Here is a 17,455-nt window from a genome sequence, read left to right on the forward strand (position 1 = left end):
GAATTTGTTGTTTCATCGAATAGTAGAAGTGGAAATGATTTTGTGAAAGGAGTTTTTACATATGAAGGTATCTTATCATGGACATTCCATCGTAAAGGTGGAAACAAACGGCAAGACAATTTTGATCGATCCATTTATTACTGGCAATGATTTAACGGATTTAAAAGTTGAAAATGAACAGCCGGATTTTATTATTTTGACGCATGGCCACGGGGACCATGTGGGAGATACAGTAGAACTTGCCAAAAAGAGCAATGCGCTTGTGATTGCAGTAAATGAACTGGCTACTTATCTTAGCCATCAAGGAGTGAATGCTCACCCTATGCATATTGGCGGAAGCCGCGAGTTTGAGTTTGGGCGCGTAAAATTTACACAGGCGTTTCACGGATCGGGGATCGAGCAGGAAGATGGTACGTTCCTTTATATGGGGATGCCAGCCGGTGTTTTGCTAATGGCTGAAGGAAAGACCATTTATCATGCCGGCGATACAGGGATCTTTTCCGATATGAAGCTCATTGGCGAACTTCATCCGATTGATCTTGCCTTTCTGCCAATAGGCGACAATTTCACAATGGGGCCAGATGACGCGGCGCTTGCTGCTAAGTTTTTGCAGGCAAAGCAAGTAGTTCCGATTCACTTCAATACGTTCCCGCCTATCCAGCAGGACCCTCACGCATTTGCTGAAAAGCTGGAAGCGAAGAACGGCAAAGTGTTAGAGCCCGGACAATTACTTGAACTGTAACAGCATTCAGGCTGCAAGAGGAACCTTGCAGCCTTTTCTGAATCAAATTGAATCCCTTCTTATTTCAAAGTATAATAACTGTATTAGCGAGTCTGAAAGGGACAGGTGAAACAGTTGATTACAAAACACGAACAAATCTTACAATACATAGAGGGATTGCCGATCGGCGAGAAAATTTCCGTGCGGCAAATTGCTAAAGCGCTCTCGGTTAGTGAAGGGACAGCCTACCGTGCGATCAAGGATGCAGAAGCTAAAGGGTTTGTTTCAGCGATCGAGCGTGTTGGAACCATCCGGATCGAACAAAAGAAAAAAGAAAATATTGAGAAGCTGACCTTTGCAGAAGTCGTGAACATTATTGACGGCCAGGTACTAGGCGGCAGGGCCGGCTTGCATAAGACCCTAAACCGTTTTGTCATTGGCGCCATGAAGCTAGAAGCAATGATGAGATATACTGGCCCGGATAATCTGCTTATTGTCGGCAACCGGACAAAAGCACATGAACTGGCCTTGCAAGCTGGAGCGGGCGTGCTGATTACTGGCGGATTCCAGGCGGATGATCATGTAACGAAGCTTGCAGACGAGCTGGAGCTTCCCGTCATTACCACCGCCTATGATACATTTACCGTGGCTACGATGATTAACCGCGCGATTTATGACCAGCTAATTAAAAAGGAGATTGTGCTTGTCGGTGACATTTTTACTCCATTTGACCAGACAGTTTCACTGACTGTAGGCGATACAGTCAACCAGTGGATTGAGAAAAATCGGACAACCCTTCATAGCCGCTTTCCTGTGCTTGACCGTCAGCTGAAGGTGCAGGGAATTGTTACGTCGAAGGATATAATGGGGACAGATAAGGATACGCTGATCGAAAAGGTGATGACAAAGCAGCCGATCACCGTTACGATGAAAACGAGCGTGGCAGCTGCCGCCCACATGATGATCTGGGAAGGAATTGAGCTCCTGCCGGTCGTTGATGATCAAAATCGTATTCAAGGCATTGTCAGCCGGCAGGATGTGCTGAAAACATTGCAAATGGCCCAGCGCCAGCCGCAAATGGGAGAAACGCTGGATGATACGATTACGAATCAAATTGACGTATCAGGCAATAAGGAAGAAGAAACATACACGTTTGAAGTCACTCCGCAGATGACGAATCAGCTTGGCGCGATCTCTTATGGGGTGTTTACGACCATTGTTACGGAGGCGGCAAGGCGTTCATTGCGGGCTAGAAAAAAGGGCGACATTGTTGTGGAGAATATTACGATTTACTTCTCGAAGCCGGTACAAATGGAAAGCTTGCTTGAAATTCACCCGAACGTTCTGGAGGTCGGACGTAAATTCGGGAAGGTCGATGTGGAAGTCTACAACGGCGGCCTTCTTGTCGGGAAAGCCTTAATGATGTGCCAAATTCTGGATAGGCAATAACAGAAAAGAGCCGGCTATCGCCGAGCGTCAAAAAGAGGATGTCCCACGACTGCAGGACATCCTCCTTTCAAAACCTTATTGGTTATTTAATTCCTCAGCTTCCCTTCGTGCATAAGGAAGTACGTGGCGATAAGCTTTAAAGCCTGTCCACAAGCTTGCGAAACCAATGAGCATGAATAAAGCAGCAACGATGTATGAGACTGTCGTCTGCTGGATAAATAATGTATTCAAGCCAAACATGCCGACAAACAAGCCTAGCGCCATACTGGATTTAGCGGATAACCATTTTTTCTCCATTGGCCGTCTGCTTCTCACATATTGTACTTTGTAAAAAATGTAAAAAGCCAACGATAAAATGATAATAAAGGCTAAAACGGGCATAGATTTTCCTCCATTTAATTGTTCAAACATCTTCATTTTAACGAGAATGCAGAGGAAATTCTACTAAAAAAACTGAATGTCACAAAGGAGACAGGAATGAAGAGTCAAATTATCAAAAAAATAAAAGAGTACGATACGATTATTATTCACCGTCATGTTCGCCCTGACCCGGACGCCTACGGATCACAAGGAGGGTTAGCGGAAATGATTCGTGCTTCCTTTCCCCATAAGAATGTGTATACGGTCGGGAAAGAAGAGCCGACACTTGCCTATTTGCGCAAGCTGGATGTCATTCAGGATGAAATGTACGAAGGGGCGCTCGTTATTGTATGCGATACTGCCAACCAGGAAAGAATTTGTGACCAGCGCTATAAGCTCGGAAAGGAATGGATCAAAATCGATCACCACCCGAACGAAGATCCGTACGGCGATCTTTTGTGGGTGGATACATCGGCCAGCTCTGTGAGTGAAATGATTTATGATTTGTATATTAGCGGCAAAGAAGAAGGATTGCGCTTGAACGATGAGGCCGCACGGCTGCTGTTTGCCGGCATTGTCGGCGACACGGGCCGCTTTCTTTATCCCAGCACAACAACGCGTACGATGGAGTTTGCCGGTGAGCTGCTGCAATATAACTTTGACCGTAATGAGCTGTTTGACCGGATGTATGAAACAGAAGAAAAAGTGCTGAAGCTTCAAGGCCATATTTTACAGACATTCCGCTTATCACCGAGCGGGGCGGCTTCGGTTACGCTTAAAAAAGAGCTTCTTGAAGAATTTCAAGTGGCCCCCTCTGAGGCCTCGCTGCTCGTTAGCTCACTTGGCAGCGTAAAAGGAATCAAAGCGTGGGTTTTCTTTATTGAAGAAGCCGATCAAATTCGTGTTCGTCTGCGTTCTAAAAAGCCGGTAATTAATGAAATTGCAAAAAAATATAAAGGCGGCGGCCATCCGCTTGCAGCCGGTGCTTCTGTATATTCATGGGAGGAAGCTGAGAAAGTAGCCGCCGATCTGGAACGGTTATGCCAGGAAAGCAAACAATAGTCAGCCGCCTTCTAAGCCCAGTTCCAGCTGAATATGAACGGTTGTGTAAAAATACCACTCTTTGACATGAAGTGAGTAGCTGCGCTTATTTATTTTTAATCTTTTGTTTTCGATGGTCTGCCGAATTAATTCTTTATGAGAGTAGACCGTCTCCAGATCTTTCGCATATAAAACAGATAAATCCTCTTTTATTTGTTCTTTTGCAGCGAAAATACTCTGAGAATCGTCAATTCCATACTTTTTATAATTGATAATATCAATTTCTATTTCCTGCACAGTCAGCTTGTGCAGGTTTTTTTTGTTTAGTTCCTTATACTCTTCTTGCCAGATCTCCAGCTGTACTTTCAATTCATCCATCACTTTTTTTTGTTTTTCCAGCTTGGCCGCCTGTCTTTCCTGCATAGTCCCGAACATGTAGAGAAAGAGCAGCCAGCTGAGGCAGAAGCCAACTGCTGCCCCGGCCAGCAGTTGCTTAGTTCTTTGTCTATTGTGCAAAGATGGAACTCTCATGGCGAGATATGCTCCCCGGTCAGCCAGACGATAATGGCCGTTCCTGTAGCGGTGCCGCCCATTGCCGATAGAATAAGCAAAAATTGTTTAAATAGATCTTTTGTTTCGCCATTTAAAAAGCCTCGTTCAAAACTATATACCGTATCAAATGTGCCGCCAATGGCTGCAATGATAGCCCAAATCCGCAAGCCTTCGCTAATTTGAGAAATGCCGGTTAGAAGCGGTCTCCCCGTCGCAAAGGATGCTAGACCGCCAATTAACGAACCGCCCAGCAAAACGCCAAATGCGATAAAATAACATTTAAATAGTTCATCAAAAAAAGTTTCTGCCATATGCCCTCCACAGTTGCTTGTCTTTCTATTTATATATGTAGCAGCAGGCCTGCCTATGAAAACAGAACATATTTTCTTTTTGCCAGCCTCCGTCTTATAATGAAGAAAGAAGTCAGGAACGAAAAGCGTCAAGGAAGGATGAGACCGATGTTTACCCATCTGCAAGTTCAAACAGGCTACAGTCTATTGTCTAGCGCCATCGCCATTGATCGGCTAACCGCAAGAGCGAAGGAGCTAGGTTATGACGCGCTCGCCATTACAGACCGCAATGTGATGTATGGAGCTGTTCCTTTTTATAAATCGTGCCTTAAAGCGGGCATTAAGCCGATTATCGGTTTAATTGCGGATGTTGAAAGCGTACTGGGTGAGGAGCGTTCTTATCCGCTCGTGCTGTTAGCCAAAAATAATGACGGCTATCATCACCTTTTGAAAATTTCCAGTGCTATTCAGACGAGAGCAAAAACAGGAATTCCAATAAAGTGGCTTAAGGGCTATTCTTCGGGATTGTTTGCCTTTACTCCGGGGGATGAAGGAGAAGTAGAGCAGCTGCTTATCAACGATCCTGTCCGGGCAAAAGAAGCGGCTGATTTATTGCGGCAGCAATTTGACCCAGGGCACTTTTTTTTGTCGGTAGCCCGTCATGGACGCAAGGACGAGGAAATGGTGACCGAGAAGATGAAAGAGTTGAGCGGGGATCTTTCGATTCCTCTGCTTGTAACGAACCGGGTTACTTATTTACATAAAGAAGAGGCGTTCGCTGTCCGGTGTCTGGAAGCGATCAGAGATGGCAGGAAATTAGCAGATACGGAAATGGATGTGAATGACCGGGCTTATTTTTCTTCTAAAGAGGAGATGAAGGAGCTGTTTGCTGATTTGCCGGAGGCGCTGGAGCAAACAGTCAACATTGCAGGCGCTTGCGAAGTGGAGATTTCTTTCGATCGCCGCATGCTTCCGAAGTATCCGTTGCCGGAAGGCCGGTCTGCTTCTGAATATTTAAAAGAGCTTTGTGTCAACGCGCTGGAGGAAGCCGGTCTTTCCGAAAAGCCAGCCTATAGAGACCGGCTTGCCTATGAACTTGAAACGATTAAAAAAATGGGGTTTTGTGACTATTTTTTGATCGTTTGGGATTTTATGAAGTTTGCCAAGGATAAGCATATTTTAACAGGACCGGGCAGGGGATCGGCCGCCGGCTCGCTCGTCGCTTATGTGCTCGGCATTACCACAGTCGATCCGCTTGAGTACGGTCTTCTATTTGAACGGTTTCTTAACCCTGAGCGGGTAACGATGCCGGATATCGATCTTGATTTTCCCGATCATCGGCGGGATGAGGTGATTCGCTATGTGGCCAACAAGTATGGAACGCTTCATGCCGCGCAAATTATTACGTTTGGGACATTGTCTGCGAAAGCGGTGATTCGCGATGTAGCCCGGGTATTTGGCTTATCTTCCCAAGAACTGGAGCAGCTGTCAAAAATGATTCCTTCACGGCCGGGGCTAACACTTGAACAGCAGTATCAAGACTCTGCCCGCTTTCGGGAGTGGGTGCATCGAACAGGAGAACATGAGAGCATTTACCGAACGGCGCTGACGCTTGAAGGGCTGCCTCGCCACACCTCTACACATGCAGCTGGAATGGTCATTACAGAGCCGCCTTTGACCGATCTTGTTGCTGTGCAAGCTGGCCACGATGATGTGCTTTTAACCCAATTTCCGATGGGCGACCTTGAAGAATTAGGGCTGTTAAAAATTGATTTGCTCGGCCTGCGCAATTTGAGCATTTTGGAAAGGATGATCGATTCTATTTATTATGTTGAAGGAAAACGGCTAACTTTGCAGAATATACCTTTACAGAATGAGAAAACCTTTCAATTGCTCGCGCAAGGGAAGACAACGGGAATTTTTCAGCTGGAATCGGCTGGAATGCGTAACGTTTTGATAAAGCTTCAGCCGAACCGGTTCGAAGATCTTGTCGCAGTCAATGCGCTGTACCGGCCGGGCCCGATGGAAAGCATCCCGCTCTATATAGAGCGGAAGCATGGGCGGCAGCCGGTTCACTATCCGCATCCGGACTTAAAGGACATTTTAGAGCCCACTTACGGGGTGCTGATTTATCAGGAGCAAATTATGGAAATTGCCTCTAAGTTCGCCGGTTTTTCATTGGGAGAAGCGGATTTATTGAGAAGGGCTGTCAGTAAAAAGAAAAAGGATGTGCTCGACAGCGAAAGACGCCATTTTGTCGAAGGAGCAATAAAGAATGGCTACGGCAAAGAAGCTGCCGAAGCGATTTATCAGCTGATTGTTCAGTTTGCTAATTATGGATTTAATCGCAGCCATGCGGTGGCCTATAGTTTTATTGCTTATGGCATGGCCTATATTAAAGCGCACTATCCGACTATTTTTATAGCTGCATTGCTTAGTTCCGCCATCGGCAACGAGGACAAGGTCAGACAGTATGCTGCCGAAGCGAAAGGAATGGGAATCGCTTTGCTGCCGCCGTCTGTTAATGCCAGCCATTACCCTTTTAAGGCTGAAGGAGACAGCATCCGATTTAGCCTGGCTGCCATTAAGGGCATTGGAGCAGGCGTAATGAAGGCTATCACGGATGCCCGGGAAAAAGGGCCTTTTGCCGATTTGTTCGACTTTTGCCTGCGGGTGCCGGTTCAAATAGTGAACCGCAAAGCACTTGAGGCACTGCTGTTTGCCGGAGCATTTGATGAATTTCACGAGGACCGGGCTGTTTTGCTGGCTACGCTTGATATTGCCATTGAGCATGCTCAGCTTATTCAGCCAATGGAGGGTGCGGAAGAGGATTTCTTTCCAAAACCAAAGTATGCATCAACAGAGCCAATGAGCATGGAGGACAAGCTTCAATTGGAGAAGGAGGTTCTTGGTTTTTATTTATCAGCGCACCCGTTAGAACGGTATGAACCGCTTTTTAAGCAAGAAGGAGCGGCTTTTGCTAATGAATTGTCCCCGGGCAGCCGCGGAGTGTCTATAGGCATATTTGTAAATGAAGTTAAAGTAATCCGTACGAAAAAAGGAGAAAACATGGCATTTGCCCACTGTTCAGATAGCAGCGGCGAAATAGAAACCGTGTTCTTTCCGGCCGTTTACAGAAAGTATTCCGCTCTTTTGGAAAAAGGAGCGATCCTGTACTTAACGGGGGATACTGAAGAGAGAAGCGGACGAAAGCAGTTCATAGTGAAAACGGCCTATACGCTCAAGCAAGTGGAGGAGCGGTGCGCTGAGAGAGAGAAAATCTTATACATCAAAATACCGGAAGCGCCAGATGAGCATTTGATCCTTGAAGATATTCACCGGCTAATCCATCGGTTTCAAGGAGAAACACCTGTCGTTCTTCATTATGAGAAGAACCGGCAAACGGTTAGGCTTCACAGAAGAAACTCCGTTAAGCCGGCAGAACCTCTGCTCGCTGAATTGCGGGAGGTCATTGGTGAGGAGAACGTGGTGCTTAAATAATTACTACTTTACAACGGCTTGCCTTTAGTTTATTGTGTGTAATAGACGAAAATGTGGTCTGACCACTAGAGGAAGTTGGAATTGCTGAAATAGGGAGCGAAAAAAATAATGTCACTTAGAGAAGAAGCATTACATATGCATAAAACCAATAAAGGAAAGCTGTCCACTGGGGTTAAAACAAAAGTGAAAAATGCAAGAGATTTGAGCCTTGCTTATTCCCCGGGAGTGGCTGAACCGTGTAAGGAAATCTATGAAAAACCTGAAACTGTATTTGATTATACGATTAAAGGAAATACGGTGGCGGTCGTTTCCAATGGCACAGCCGTTCTTGGACTTGGAAATATCGGTGCAGAAGCAGCTATGCCGGTTATGGAAGGGAAAGCAGTGTTGTTTAAAAGCTTTGCCGGCGTAGATGCGTTTCCGATTTGCCTGGATACAGAAGACGCAGACAAAATTGTTCAAACCGTTAAGCTGATGGAGCCGACATTCGGCGGTGTCAACTTAGAGGATATCGCTGCTCCTCACTGTTTTGAAATTGAGGAACGGCTGAAAAAAGAAACAAATATCCCGATTTTCCATGATGATCAGCACGGAACAGCGATTGTTACAGTTGCCGGCTTGCTGAACGCTTTGAAATTAACAGGCAGAAAGTTCAAGGATATTAAAGTGGTAGCCAATGGGGCTGGTGCAGCCGGCATTGCTATCATTAAGCTGCTGGCAAGCTATGGGGTCCGCGATATCATTATGTGCGATTCCCGCGGAGCTATTTACGAAGGCCGTCAGGAAGGCATGAACCCGGTGAAAGAAGAAGTAGCCAAGTTTACTAATGTTCATCGCCAGGAAGGTTCGTTAGAGGATGTTATTAAAGGGGCAGATGTATTTATCGGTGTATCTGTTGCAGGGGCTCTTACAAAAGAAATGATTCAAATGATGAATCCGGAGCCTGTTATTTTTGCGATGGCCAATCCGGTTCCGGAAGTGATGCCTGAAGAAGCAAAAATGGCAGGGGCCCGTGTAATTGGAACGGGGCGTTCCGATTTTCCGAACCAAGTAAATAACGTTCTGGCTTTCCCGGGGATTTTCCGTGGAGCGCTGGATGTTCGGGCCACACATATCAATGAACAAATGAAGCAGGCGGCTGTAGAAGCAATCGCCGGATTGATTGAGGAGCACGAGTTAAATGCTGATTATGTGATTCCAGGACCGTTTGATCCGCGTGTGGCCCCTGCTGTAGCAGCAGCGGTGGCAAAAGCGGCGATGGAAACAGGCGTTGCCCGCTTAAAGGCCGACCCTGAAGAAATCCGTGAACGCACAATGCAGTTGTCTCTTATCGGAAAAGGTGAATAAAGCCGTGGAGAATGAGCGGCCGCAATCAAAGTTTGCAGAGGTCGTTGACAAGATTCGTGAGATGATCGCAGCGGATGGACTGGTGCCCGGAGATAAGATGCCATCCGAACGTGAATTGTCCGAGCGGCTGTCTGCCGCTCGCTCTTCTGTGCGGGAGGCGTTGAGGGCCTTGGAATTGCTCGGTTTGATTGAAACGAGGCGCGGGGAGGGCACCTTTCTCCGTGATTTCAATGATCATCAGCTTGTGCAGCTGCTTAGCACATTTATTTTACAACGGGAGCAGACGAAGCAGGATGTCCGGTTGACGAAAGAGATTTTAGAGATGGGTTGTTTGTCTTCTCTCGCCATGCTTTCAGACCTTGAGGAACGAATGTCCAATCTGTCTGAGAGCATGAGAGAAGAGGGCTTTACAGAACGTGACTTCTTTACTTTTTTGATGGATGCAAGCGGGAACTCTCTTTTAAAAAAGATTTGGCTGATCGTATCTGATTACGCCGCTGCGATTCATAAAGAGGATCGGCTGTTAACAAATAAAGACGCATTTATCCACTTAATTGATAGAGTAAAGGCAAGGAATATAAAAGATATTTTTGACGCTTACAAACAGCTTTAAGCTGTTCTGTTTTTTTGCTGTCCGTCTCAACAAGTCACATAACTAGGTTTAAGCTTTTTATAGGGAGAGGATGCAACTTGATTAAAGATCTATTTAACAAACAAAAACCAAAAAAGAAAAAGTATGCGACGATACCTACAGAAGCAAGCAAGCAGGATGTCCCTGAAGGCATTATGCAGAAATGCCCGAAGTGCAAGAAGATCATGTATACAAAAGAGCTAAAGAAGAATTTAAATGTGTGTATGCAATGCGGCCATCATCATGGGATGACAGCTGTTGAACGCCGTGATTCTTTTATCGATGAAGGGACATTCCAAGAGTTTGACGCCGGGCTGACTTCAACTAATCCGCTGAATTTCCCGGGCTACTTAGAAAAAGTAGATGTGGATAAGCAAAAGACAAAAATGAATGAAGCTGTGTTAACCGGCGTTGGCCGTGTGGAAGGTTTCGAGACAGTTGTGGCCATTATGGATGCTAACTTCCGCATGGGAAGCATGGGATCAGTAGTGGGTGAGAAAATTACAAGAGCGATTGAAGAAGCAGGCAGAAGAGGCGTGCCATTCATTATTTTCACTGCTTCAGGAGGCGCCCGCATGCAAGAAGGCGTGCTCTCATTAATGCAAATGGCAAAAACAAGTGTAGCTTTAAAGCGTTTCAGTGAAAACGGCGGATTGATTATTTCAGTCATGACACATCCTACAACGGGCGGCGTATCTGCAAGTTTTGCCTCTCTTGGAGACTATAACTTCGCAGAACCGGGAGCGCTTATTGGATTTGCTGGCAGACGGATTATTGAACAGACCATTCATGAAAAGCTGCCGGAAGATTTCCAGACAGCCGAATTTCTATTAAAGCATGGTCAGCTTGATGCGGTCATTCACCGTCATGAGATGAAGGAGAAAATCGCCTTTTTACTTGATATTCATCAACAGGGGGGTGAACTGGCATGATTGGTTTAGAATTTGAGAAACCAGTGTTGGAGCTAAAAGGGAAGATTGCTGAACTAAAGGAATTTACATCGACTTCAGATGTGGATTTAACGGAAGAAATTGAGAAGCTTGAGCAGCGCTTGAAAAAGCTTGAAAAAGATATTTACGAAAGCATGACGCCATGGGACCGCGTACAAATGGCCCGTCATCCGGAACGGCCGACAACGCTTGATTATATTGGCCACCTGTTTACGGATTTTATGGAGCTTCACGGCGACAGATTGTTTGGCGATGATGGAGCGATTGTCGGCGGAGTAGCGAAATACCACGGCATGCCCGTCACTATCATTGGCCATCAGCGCGGACGCGATACGAAGGAGAATATTAAGCGTACATTTGGCATGCCTCATCCTGAAGGGTATCGGAAAGCGCTGCGGTTAATGAATCAGGCAGTAAAGTTTAAGCGTCCGATTATTTGCTTAATTGATACGAAAGGCGCCTATCCAGGGAAAGCTGCAGAGGAGCGCGGACAAAGCGAAGCCATCGCCAAGAACCTGTTTGAAATGGCTGGCATGGAGGTTCCGGTGATTTGTATCGTTATCGGTGAAGGCGGAAGCGGCGGAGCGCTTGCCTTGGGGATCGGCGATAAATTATTTATGCTCGAAAACTCTACTTACTCGGTTATTTCTCCTGAGGGGGCTGCTGCTCTGCTTTGGAAAGATGCGGCCCAAGCGAAACGGGCAGCGGAAACGATGAAAATTACAGCAGGCGATTTAAAGGAACTGGGAGTCATTGATGCCATTATTCCGGAAGTTAGCGGAGGCGCACACCGGAATGTTGCCCAACAGGCGGCATTAATTGATCAAACGTTGAAGCCGGCGCTTGAAGAGCTGCTTCAATTATCTGTTCCGGAATTACTGGACGAACGTTATATGAAGTATAAGCAAATCGGAGAGTATACTCTCTAATTGTTTCAGGCAAATAGAAATCGGGAAAAAGAACGTGCAGCGAAAGGCGGAGGCACGTTCTTTTTTAAGTCAAACGGCTTTTAGAACAGTTATAAACCGGCCGAAATGAAGAAGGCTGTTTTCGTTGACTGCTGAAAAGCAGATACACCTAGAGAGTAGTTGAAAATTTCCTGCAATCTTTCGTTCTCCTTAATCTGCTCAGTAACTTTATAAACGTTGTGAAGGTCAGACCTTTCTGTTATTTTATAAGAGTACATATACTGTCGAGAGATGGAGGGGTCCATGTGAAACGCATCGGAGTATTGACAAGCGGCGGTGATGCACCAGGTATGAATGCAGCTGTCCGGGCTGTTGTCCGCAAAGCCATTTACCACGACTTGGAGGTGTATGGCGTTTATCAAGGATATCAAGGATTAATTTCGGGCAATATTCACAAAATGGAAGTAGGCTCTGTTGGTGACATCATTCATCGGGGAGGAACGATTCTCCGTTCAGCAAGATGCCCTGAATTTCAAACACCAGAAGGGCAGGAAAAAGGCTTAAAGCAGTTGAAGGCACATGGTATTGAGGGGCTTGTGGTGATCGGCGGAGACGGCTCCTACCGCGGAGCAAAGGCGCTTACCGAACTTGGCTATCCATGCGTAGGTGTTCCTGGAACAATTGATAATGACATTCCAGGGACAGAGTTCACGATCGGCTTTGACACAGCTTTAAATACAATTATTGATGCCATTGATAAAATCCGTGATACAGCCAGCTCTCATGAGCGCACGTTTATTATAGAGGTAATGGGAAGAGATGCGGGCGACTTGGCGTTATGGGCTGGTCTTGCGGGAGGAGCGGAGACCATTTTAATTCCTGAAGATCCGCTTGACATGGAGTCAATTAAGGATCGGCTCCTTAAAGGACTGGAGCGCGGAAAGAAACATAGCATTATCATCGTTGCTGAAGGAGTAATGAGCGGCAATGAATTTGCGGAAAAAGTAAAGCAAATGACCGGGATTGATACGAGAGTGTCAGTTTTGGGCCATATGCAGCGGGGAGGATCTCCTACGGCAGCCGATAGAATGCTTGCGAGCCGTCTTGGTGCTAAAGCGGTTGAGCTCTTATTGAAAGGAAAAGGCGGCCGCGCTGTGGGCATTGAGCGGAACGAGCTGGTTGACTATGACATTATTGAAGCGCTGGCGATTCCGCACAAGCTGGATTTGAATATTTCCCGGTTGGCGAAAGAGTTATCTATTTAATCGATTTTTATGAGGAGGCTCTCAGAAGATGAGAAAGACAAAAATTGTATGTACCATTGGCCCGGCAAGCGAAAGTCCATCCATGCTTGAAAAACTGATGGAAGCAGGAATGAATATTGCCCGCTTGAACTTTTCGCACGGCAATCACGAAGAGCATGCCCAGCGTATTAAAAACATTCGTGAAGCAGCAAAGAAAGCCGGAAAGACAGTGGGGATTTTATTAGATACGAAAGGTCCTGAAATCCGCACACATAACATGGAGAACGATGCAATTGAATTGGCTGCAGGCAGCGAGGTCATCGTCTCTATGCACGAAGTGCTTGGCACCCCGGAAAAATTCTCTGTTACATATGAAGGGTTAATTAATGATATTGAGCCGGACGGAAAAATCTTGCTTGATGATGGTTTAATTGCCCTACAGGTGATAAAGGTTGATAAGCAAAAGGGAGAAATTGCAACTAAGGTACTGAACAGCGGCACGCTAAAAAACAAAAAAGGTGTAAATGTTCCTGGAGTCTCGATTAACCTGCCGGGGATCACTGAAAAGGATGCAGAAGATATTAAATTTGGCATTGAACAAGATGTTGACTTTATCGCTGCTTCCTTTGTCCGCCGGGCATCTGACGTTTTGGAAATTCATGAATTGCTTGAGCGTCACGGCGCTAACCATATTCAAATTATCCCGAAGATCGAGAATCAAGAAGGAGTCGATAATATTGACAGCATCCTTGAGGTATCTGACGGTTTAATGGTCGCGCGGGGCGACTTAGGTGTAGAAATCCCTGCAGAAGAGGTGCCGCTCGTGCAGAAACGATTGATCCAGCGCTGCAATGCTCTTGGCAAGCCGGTAATCACAGCTACACAAATGCTTGATTCCATGCAGCGCAATCCGCGTCCGACACGTGCGGAGGCAAGTGATGTGGCCAATGCGATTTTTGATGGAACAGATGCGATTATGCTTTCAGGGGAAACAGCGGCAGGCATGTATCCTCTTGAAGCTGTACAGACGATGCACAGCATCGCTGACCGCACAGAAACAGCATTAAATTACTCAGAAATTCTATCAGCGCGCAGCAAAGCGAGCGGTCACACGATGACCGATGCCATTGGGCAATCAGTTGCCCACACAGCGAATAATTTAGATGTAAAGGCCATTGTGACGCCAACAGAGAGCGGACATACCGCACGTATGATTTCCCGCTACCGCTCAAAGGCGCCAATTGTCGCTGTTACATCCAGTGAGCGCGTATCGCGAAGCCTGGCGCTTGTTTGGGGAGTATTCCCAAATATTGGTCCGAAAGTGAAAACGACAGATGAAATGCTTGAACTCGCTGTACAAAAAAGCTTAAGTACAGGTCTTGTCAAACACGGAGATCTCATCGTGATCACTGCCGGCGTTCCAGTAGGCGAGTCCGGCACGACAAACTTAATGAAAATCCATATCATCGGCGATATTTTGATGAAAGGCCAGGGAATTGGACGCAAGTCAGCTTACGGGAAGGTTGTCGTTGCCAAAGATGCCGCAGAGGCCCTTGAGAAAGTTGAAGAAGGGGATATTCTCGTAACCATCGGCAGCGACAGGGATATGGTCCCGGCTATTGAAAAGTGCGCCGCTTTAATTACGGAAGAGGGCGGCTTGACAAGCCATGCCGCAGTTATTGGCATCAACCTGGGCATACCAGTTCTCGTCGGAGTCGAAGAAGCAACGGCTGCTTTAAAAGACGGACAGGAAATTACCGTAGATGCCGCCAGAGGAATTATTTATAACGGACATGCTAACGTCCTTTAACCATTAGCGAAAAGGCTCAACAGCACAGAAATGACCAGCTGTTGAGCCTTTTTAGTGCAGAATCGGGGGCGCTGCTAGGCAAGAAAAGGAAGACAGCCTTATATTTTGCCGGCACCCTCAGGGGAATGATACAATGAAAAGGAACATAAATTGTTTAAAAAGGAGAAAATCCGTTGCGATATTTATTGTTTATTTTTATTATTGTCCCTGCACTTGAAATTAGCCTGTTGATGCTTTCCGGAAAGGCGATCGGGATTTTGCCGACGTTTTTACTTATCTTAGCAACCGGTTTTTTGGGCGCCTATTTTGCTAAAAAACAAGGGATGAATGTAGTATTGAAGCTTCGGGAAGACCTTCAGAACGGCCGTTTTATTGGAGAGGCAGTCATGGATGGTGTCTGTGTTTTAGTTGGCGGTTTGTTGTTATTAACCCCGGGATTTGTTACGGATATTTCAGGATTTTTGCTCCTGCTTCCTTATACAAGACGATGGCTGCAGCCGCTTTTGCTCGGTCTGTTTCGCCGCTCGTTCCAAAATAATAATATTATCATTATGAAATAAACTAAATTCCGGCCTGCTTATTTTGCCGGTGTTCACTTGTTTAGGTGTCAACCACCAGCTGAAGATTGAGAAAGAAAGCATGTTGCATAAATAAAAAACGTCAGCGGGACGCTGACGTTTTTTATTTTGCCGCCGGAGGAACCTCTTTGCCCATAATATAATCGCGCAGATCGATAAATACGCCGGCGTTGTGCAGCGCATTAATAATAACCAGGGCGATAGGACCGAGAATTAAACCGAAAAAACCGGCGAGCTTAAAGCCTACGAATAAAGCAATTAGTGTAGCCAAAGGATCAAGTCCAATGCTTGAAGACAATACTTTCGGCTCCATGATCTGCCGCTGGACGATGATAATGACATACAGTACGGTCAGGCCAATGGCGAGTCCGGTCTCACCGGCAATAAATTCATAGATGATCCATGGAACAAATAGCGTCCCGGTGCCTAGATATGGCAGCAAGTCAACCAGTCCGGCGACAAGGGCGAGTGTAATGGCATAATTAACCCGCAAAATAAGCAATCCGGCAAGCACAATAAATGTGGTGATGGAAATCAGCGTGAATTGTGCACGCAAAAAGCCAAATAAAGCCTTTCTTAAAGCAAAAAACACTTTGCTTAAGCTTGTCCTTGCCTTCAGAGGCAAATAATGAACGGTCCGCTGCTGAAGGCTTTCCCAATCTTTACTGATGAAAAAAGCAGCAAGAAATGAGAAAATTAATGCGGTCGCAAAGCTGGGAATCCAAGAAATCAGCTTAGGAAGCTTTAAAAAGAAGTCTTGTATAAAGGCTCCTGCCGTCGAAGCGACCTGTTCGCCAGCCTCCCTTATATTTGAGGCGATGGTTTCCTGCTGGCCTGTATCCAGTGAATGAAATATGCCAGCAGCCCGTTCATAGAGAGGGATGACCTGTGAGGCAAATATAGTCTCTATTTGCTCGACTACCACATAGATATGACGGGGGACGACTGAAGCAAAGTAATTCGCTCCCGATACAATTTCAGCGATAAGAAGCGTCATTCCTCCCGCGAAAACAGCCAGGATAAGAAGAATCGCTGTACCTGCAGCTGCGGCCCGGGGCAGTCTGAGCTTTACTTCTAGAAAGCGGATGAACGGCTTAATCAGAAAGGCAACAGCAAACCCGATGATAAATGGATAGGTTATTTTCGCGATATAATATAAGGAGAGGATAAGTAAGACAGCGGAAACCACCACAATGAATAGCCGTATCAGTCTTTGCCAGCTGGATGGATGCACGAGCCCACCTCCTTTGTTGACATTGTATCAAGCTGGGACGGGCATAGAAAGAAAAATAGCTCGTTTTATAACGACAAAAATTGCATGAAAAGAAAGGAGAAAGAGATGCAGCCTTATTTATTTTTAATCATGCTTCTTGCGATTGGTGTGATTGCGAAAAATCAGTCTTTGCTTATTGCCGTTATCTTCCTGCTTGTGCTGAAAGCCGTCGGGCTTGATGACAAGGTGTTTGCTGCTGTACAGGCAAAGGGAATTAATTGGGGGGTAGCGATTATTACCATTGCTGTGCTTGTTCCAATTGCAACAGGAGAAATCGGTTTTAAAGAATTGGGGGAGTCGTTGAAATCACCGTATGCGTGGATTGCTCTTATCGCGGGAGTGCTTGTCGCCCTCCTAGGCAAAAACGGTGTCGTTTTGCTTTCGGAAGATCCTCATATTACGACAGCGCTTGTTTTCGGAACCATTGCAGCAGTTGCCCTTTTCAATGGTGTAGCGGTCGGTCCGCTGATCGGTGCAGGCATTGCGTATACAGCGATGAAAGTTATCGAGTGGTTTCAATAGAAATTCCATCCATTCCGATGTATAATAATTAAAGTAAGAAAAATAATTTATTAGTATAACATGTTTTTTTCCCATGTTTTGTTGAGAAACCATGACGAATTTGTAGATTTTTAGACACTTTTCATTCACAAACACCAATTTATTGTTTATAATAGCAGGTGAAAGCGCAATCTTTTTATATTGTTCGTGTTTTACATGGAACCTTACCGAGCAAACACTCAGTTGATAAAGTGGTTTCAAAAAAAAGCAATGGGGGAAATTAACAGTCGAAGGAGAGA

The 17,455-nt window shown here is 45.8% G+C and carries 16 protein-coding genes; 12 read left to right on the forward strand and 4 right to left on the reverse strand.

Annotated features, from left to right (window positions below):
- The first annotated feature begins 61 nt into the window (after positions 1–61).
- Both B1A98_RS13730 and B1A98_RS13735 read left to right on the forward strand, forming a co-directional pair.
- Positions 62–742, forward strand: a complete 681-nt coding sequence (locus B1A98_RS13730) for a metal-dependent hydrolase (RefSeq protein ID WP_063383731.1) — start codon at positions 62–64, stop codon at positions 740–742.
- A 114-nt stretch (positions 743–856) separates the two neighbouring features.
- Entirely contained in the window at positions 857–2,170 is a 1,314-nt protein-coding gene (locus tag B1A98_RS13735) for a DRTGG domain-containing protein (protein WP_041097766.1), read from the forward strand.
- A 75-nt stretch (positions 2,171–2,245) separates the two neighbouring features.
- On the opposite strand, the gene B1A98_RS13740 is transcribed toward B1A98_RS13735, so the two are convergent.
- Positions 2,246–2,587: a YtpI family protein gene (locus B1A98_RS13740; protein WP_370511071.1), complete on the reverse strand. Its 342-nt coding sequence runs from the start codon at positions 2,585–2,587 to the stop codon at positions 2,246–2,248.
- Between the two features lie 60 nt (positions 2,588–2,647).
- Between B1A98_RS13740 and B1A98_RS13745 the strand changes: the two genes are divergently transcribed.
- Positions 2,648–3,592: a DHH family phosphoesterase gene (locus B1A98_RS13745; RefSeq protein ID WP_063383733.1), complete on the forward strand. Its 945-nt coding sequence runs from the start codon at positions 2,648–2,650 to the stop codon at positions 3,590–3,592.
- Here B1A98_RS13745 and ytrI read toward each other — a convergent pair whose 3' ends face one another.
- Together ytrI and ytrH are read right to left on the reverse strand one after the other, a co-directional pair.
- The gene (ytrI, locus tag B1A98_RS13750) at positions 3,593–4,102 is read right to left on the reverse strand and encodes a sporulation membrane protein YtrI (protein WP_063383734.1); all 510 of its coding nucleotides are present in this window, start codon (positions 4,100–4,102) and stop codon (positions 3,593–3,595) included.
- The gene (gene ytrH, locus B1A98_RS13755) at positions 4,099–4,434 is read right to left on the reverse strand and encodes a sporulation membrane protein YtrH (protein WP_041097759.1); all 336 of its coding nucleotides are present in this window, start codon (positions 4,432–4,434) and stop codon (positions 4,099–4,101) included. The genes ytrI and ytrH overlap by 4 nt, the downstream gene beginning before the upstream one ends.
- A gap of 147 nt (positions 4,435–4,581) precedes the next feature.
- Between ytrH and dnaE the strand changes: the two genes are divergently transcribed.
- The 8 genes from dnaE (at position 4,582) to B1A98_RS13795 (ending at position 15,364) form a co-directional block, all read left to right on the forward strand.
- Positions 4,582–7,914: a DNA polymerase III subunit alpha gene (dnaE, locus tag B1A98_RS13760; RefSeq protein WP_370511072.1), complete on the forward strand. Its 3,333-nt coding sequence runs from the start codon at positions 4,582–4,584 to the stop codon at positions 7,912–7,914.
- A 108-nt stretch (positions 7,915–8,022) separates the two neighbouring features.
- A complete protein-coding gene (gene ystJ, locus B1A98_RS13765) occupies positions 8,023–9,261 on the forward strand; it encodes an NADP-dependent malic enzyme (RefSeq protein ID WP_063383736.1) in 1,239 nt (412 codons plus the stop codon).
- A gap of 4 nt (positions 9,262–9,265) precedes the next feature.
- Positions 9,266–9,874 (forward strand): FadR/GntR family transcriptional regulator, encoded by a 609-nt coding sequence (locus B1A98_RS13770; RefSeq protein WP_223661929.1) that lies wholly within the window; start codon positions 9,266–9,268, stop codon positions 9,872–9,874.
- Positions 9,875–9,951: 77 nt separating this feature from the next.
- A complete protein-coding gene (gene accD / locus B1A98_RS13775; protein ID WP_041097755.1) occupies positions 9,952–10,824 on the forward strand; it encodes an acetyl-CoA carboxylase, carboxyltransferase subunit beta in 873 nt (290 codons plus the stop codon).
- Entirely contained in the window at positions 10,821–11,771 is a 951-nt protein-coding gene (gene accA / locus B1A98_RS13780; RefSeq protein WP_063383737.1) for an acetyl-CoA carboxylase carboxyl transferase subunit alpha, read from the forward strand. The genes accD and accA overlap by 4 nt, the downstream gene beginning before the upstream one ends.
- A gap of 284 nt (positions 11,772–12,055) precedes the next feature.
- A complete protein-coding gene (gene pfkA / locus B1A98_RS13785; protein ID WP_041097751.1) occupies positions 12,056–13,015 on the forward strand; it encodes a 6-phosphofructokinase in 960 nt (319 codons plus the stop codon).
- 28 nt (positions 13,016–13,043) lie between these two features.
- On the forward strand, positions 13,044–14,804 hold the full coding sequence (gene pyk, locus B1A98_RS13790) for a pyruvate kinase (protein WP_063383738.1): 1,761 nt from the start codon (positions 13,044–13,046) through the stop codon (positions 14,802–14,804).
- Positions 14,805–14,977: 173 nt separating this feature from the next.
- Positions 14,978–15,364 carry an FxsA family protein gene (locus B1A98_RS13795; RefSeq protein WP_063383739.1) on the forward strand — a complete coding sequence of 129 codons (387 nt, stop codon included), beginning with the start codon at positions 14,978–14,980 and terminating at the stop codon, positions 15,362–15,364.
- Between the two features lie 121 nt (positions 15,365–15,485).
- On the opposite strand, the gene ytvI is transcribed toward B1A98_RS13795, so the two are convergent.
- The gene (gene ytvI, locus B1A98_RS13800) at positions 15,486–16,616 is read right to left on the reverse strand and encodes a sporulation integral membrane protein YtvI (RefSeq protein ID WP_041097744.1); all 1,131 of its coding nucleotides are present in this window, start codon (positions 16,614–16,616) and stop codon (positions 15,486–15,488) included.
- Between the two features lie 105 nt (positions 16,617–16,721).
- Here ytvI and B1A98_RS13805 point away from each other — a divergent pair, with 105 nt between their 5' ends.
- Positions 16,722–17,177 carry a DUF441 domain-containing protein gene (locus tag B1A98_RS13805; protein WP_087903769.1) on the forward strand — a complete coding sequence of 152 codons (456 nt, stop codon included), beginning with the start codon at positions 16,722–16,724 and terminating at the stop codon, positions 17,175–17,177.
- Positions 17,178–17,455: the final 278 nt, after the last annotated feature.

The sequence above is a fragment of the Pseudobacillus badius genome (assembly GCF_002189605.1).
Taxonomy (GTDB): domain Bacteria; phylum Bacillota; class Bacilli; order Bacillales; family Domibacillaceae; genus Pseudobacillus; species Pseudobacillus badius.

Excerpts from the sequence above, each read along its gene's own strand:
- B1A98_RS13730 (WP_063383731.1), top strand. The coding sequence starts at position 62 with ATGAAGGTATCTTATCATGGACATTCCATCGTAAAGGTGGAAACAAAC.
- B1A98_RS13740 (WP_370511071.1), bottom strand. The coding sequence starts at position 2,587 with ATGAAGATGTTTGAACAATTAAATGGAGGAAAATCTATGCCCGTTTTA.
- B1A98_RS13745 (WP_063383733.1), top strand. The coding sequence starts at position 2,648 with ATGAAGAGTCAAATTATCAAAAAAATAAAAGAGTACGATACGATTATT.
- ytrI (WP_063383734.1), bottom strand. The coding sequence starts at position 4,102 with ATGAGAGTTCCATCTTTGCACAATAGACAAAGAACTAAGCAACTGCTG.
- ytrH (WP_041097759.1), bottom strand. The coding sequence starts at position 4,434 with ATGGCAGAAACTTTTTTTGATGAACTATTTAAATGTTATTTTATCGCA.
- dnaE (WP_370511072.1), top strand. The coding sequence starts at position 4,582 with ATGTTTACCCATCTGCAAGTTCAAACAGGCTACAGTCTATTGTCTAGC.
- ystJ (WP_063383736.1), top strand. The coding sequence starts at position 8,023 with ATGTCACTTAGAGAAGAAGCATTACATATGCATAAAACCAATAAAGGA.
- accA (WP_063383737.1), top strand. The coding sequence starts at position 10,821 with ATGATTGGTTTAGAATTTGAGAAACCAGTGTTGGAGCTAAAAGGGAAG.
- pyk (WP_063383738.1), top strand. The coding sequence starts at position 13,044 with ATGAGAAAGACAAAAATTGTATGTACCATTGGCCCGGCAAGCGAAAGT.
- B1A98_RS13805 (WP_087903769.1), top strand. The coding sequence starts at position 16,722 with ATGCAGCCTTATTTATTTTTAATCATGCTTCTTGCGATTGGTGTGATT.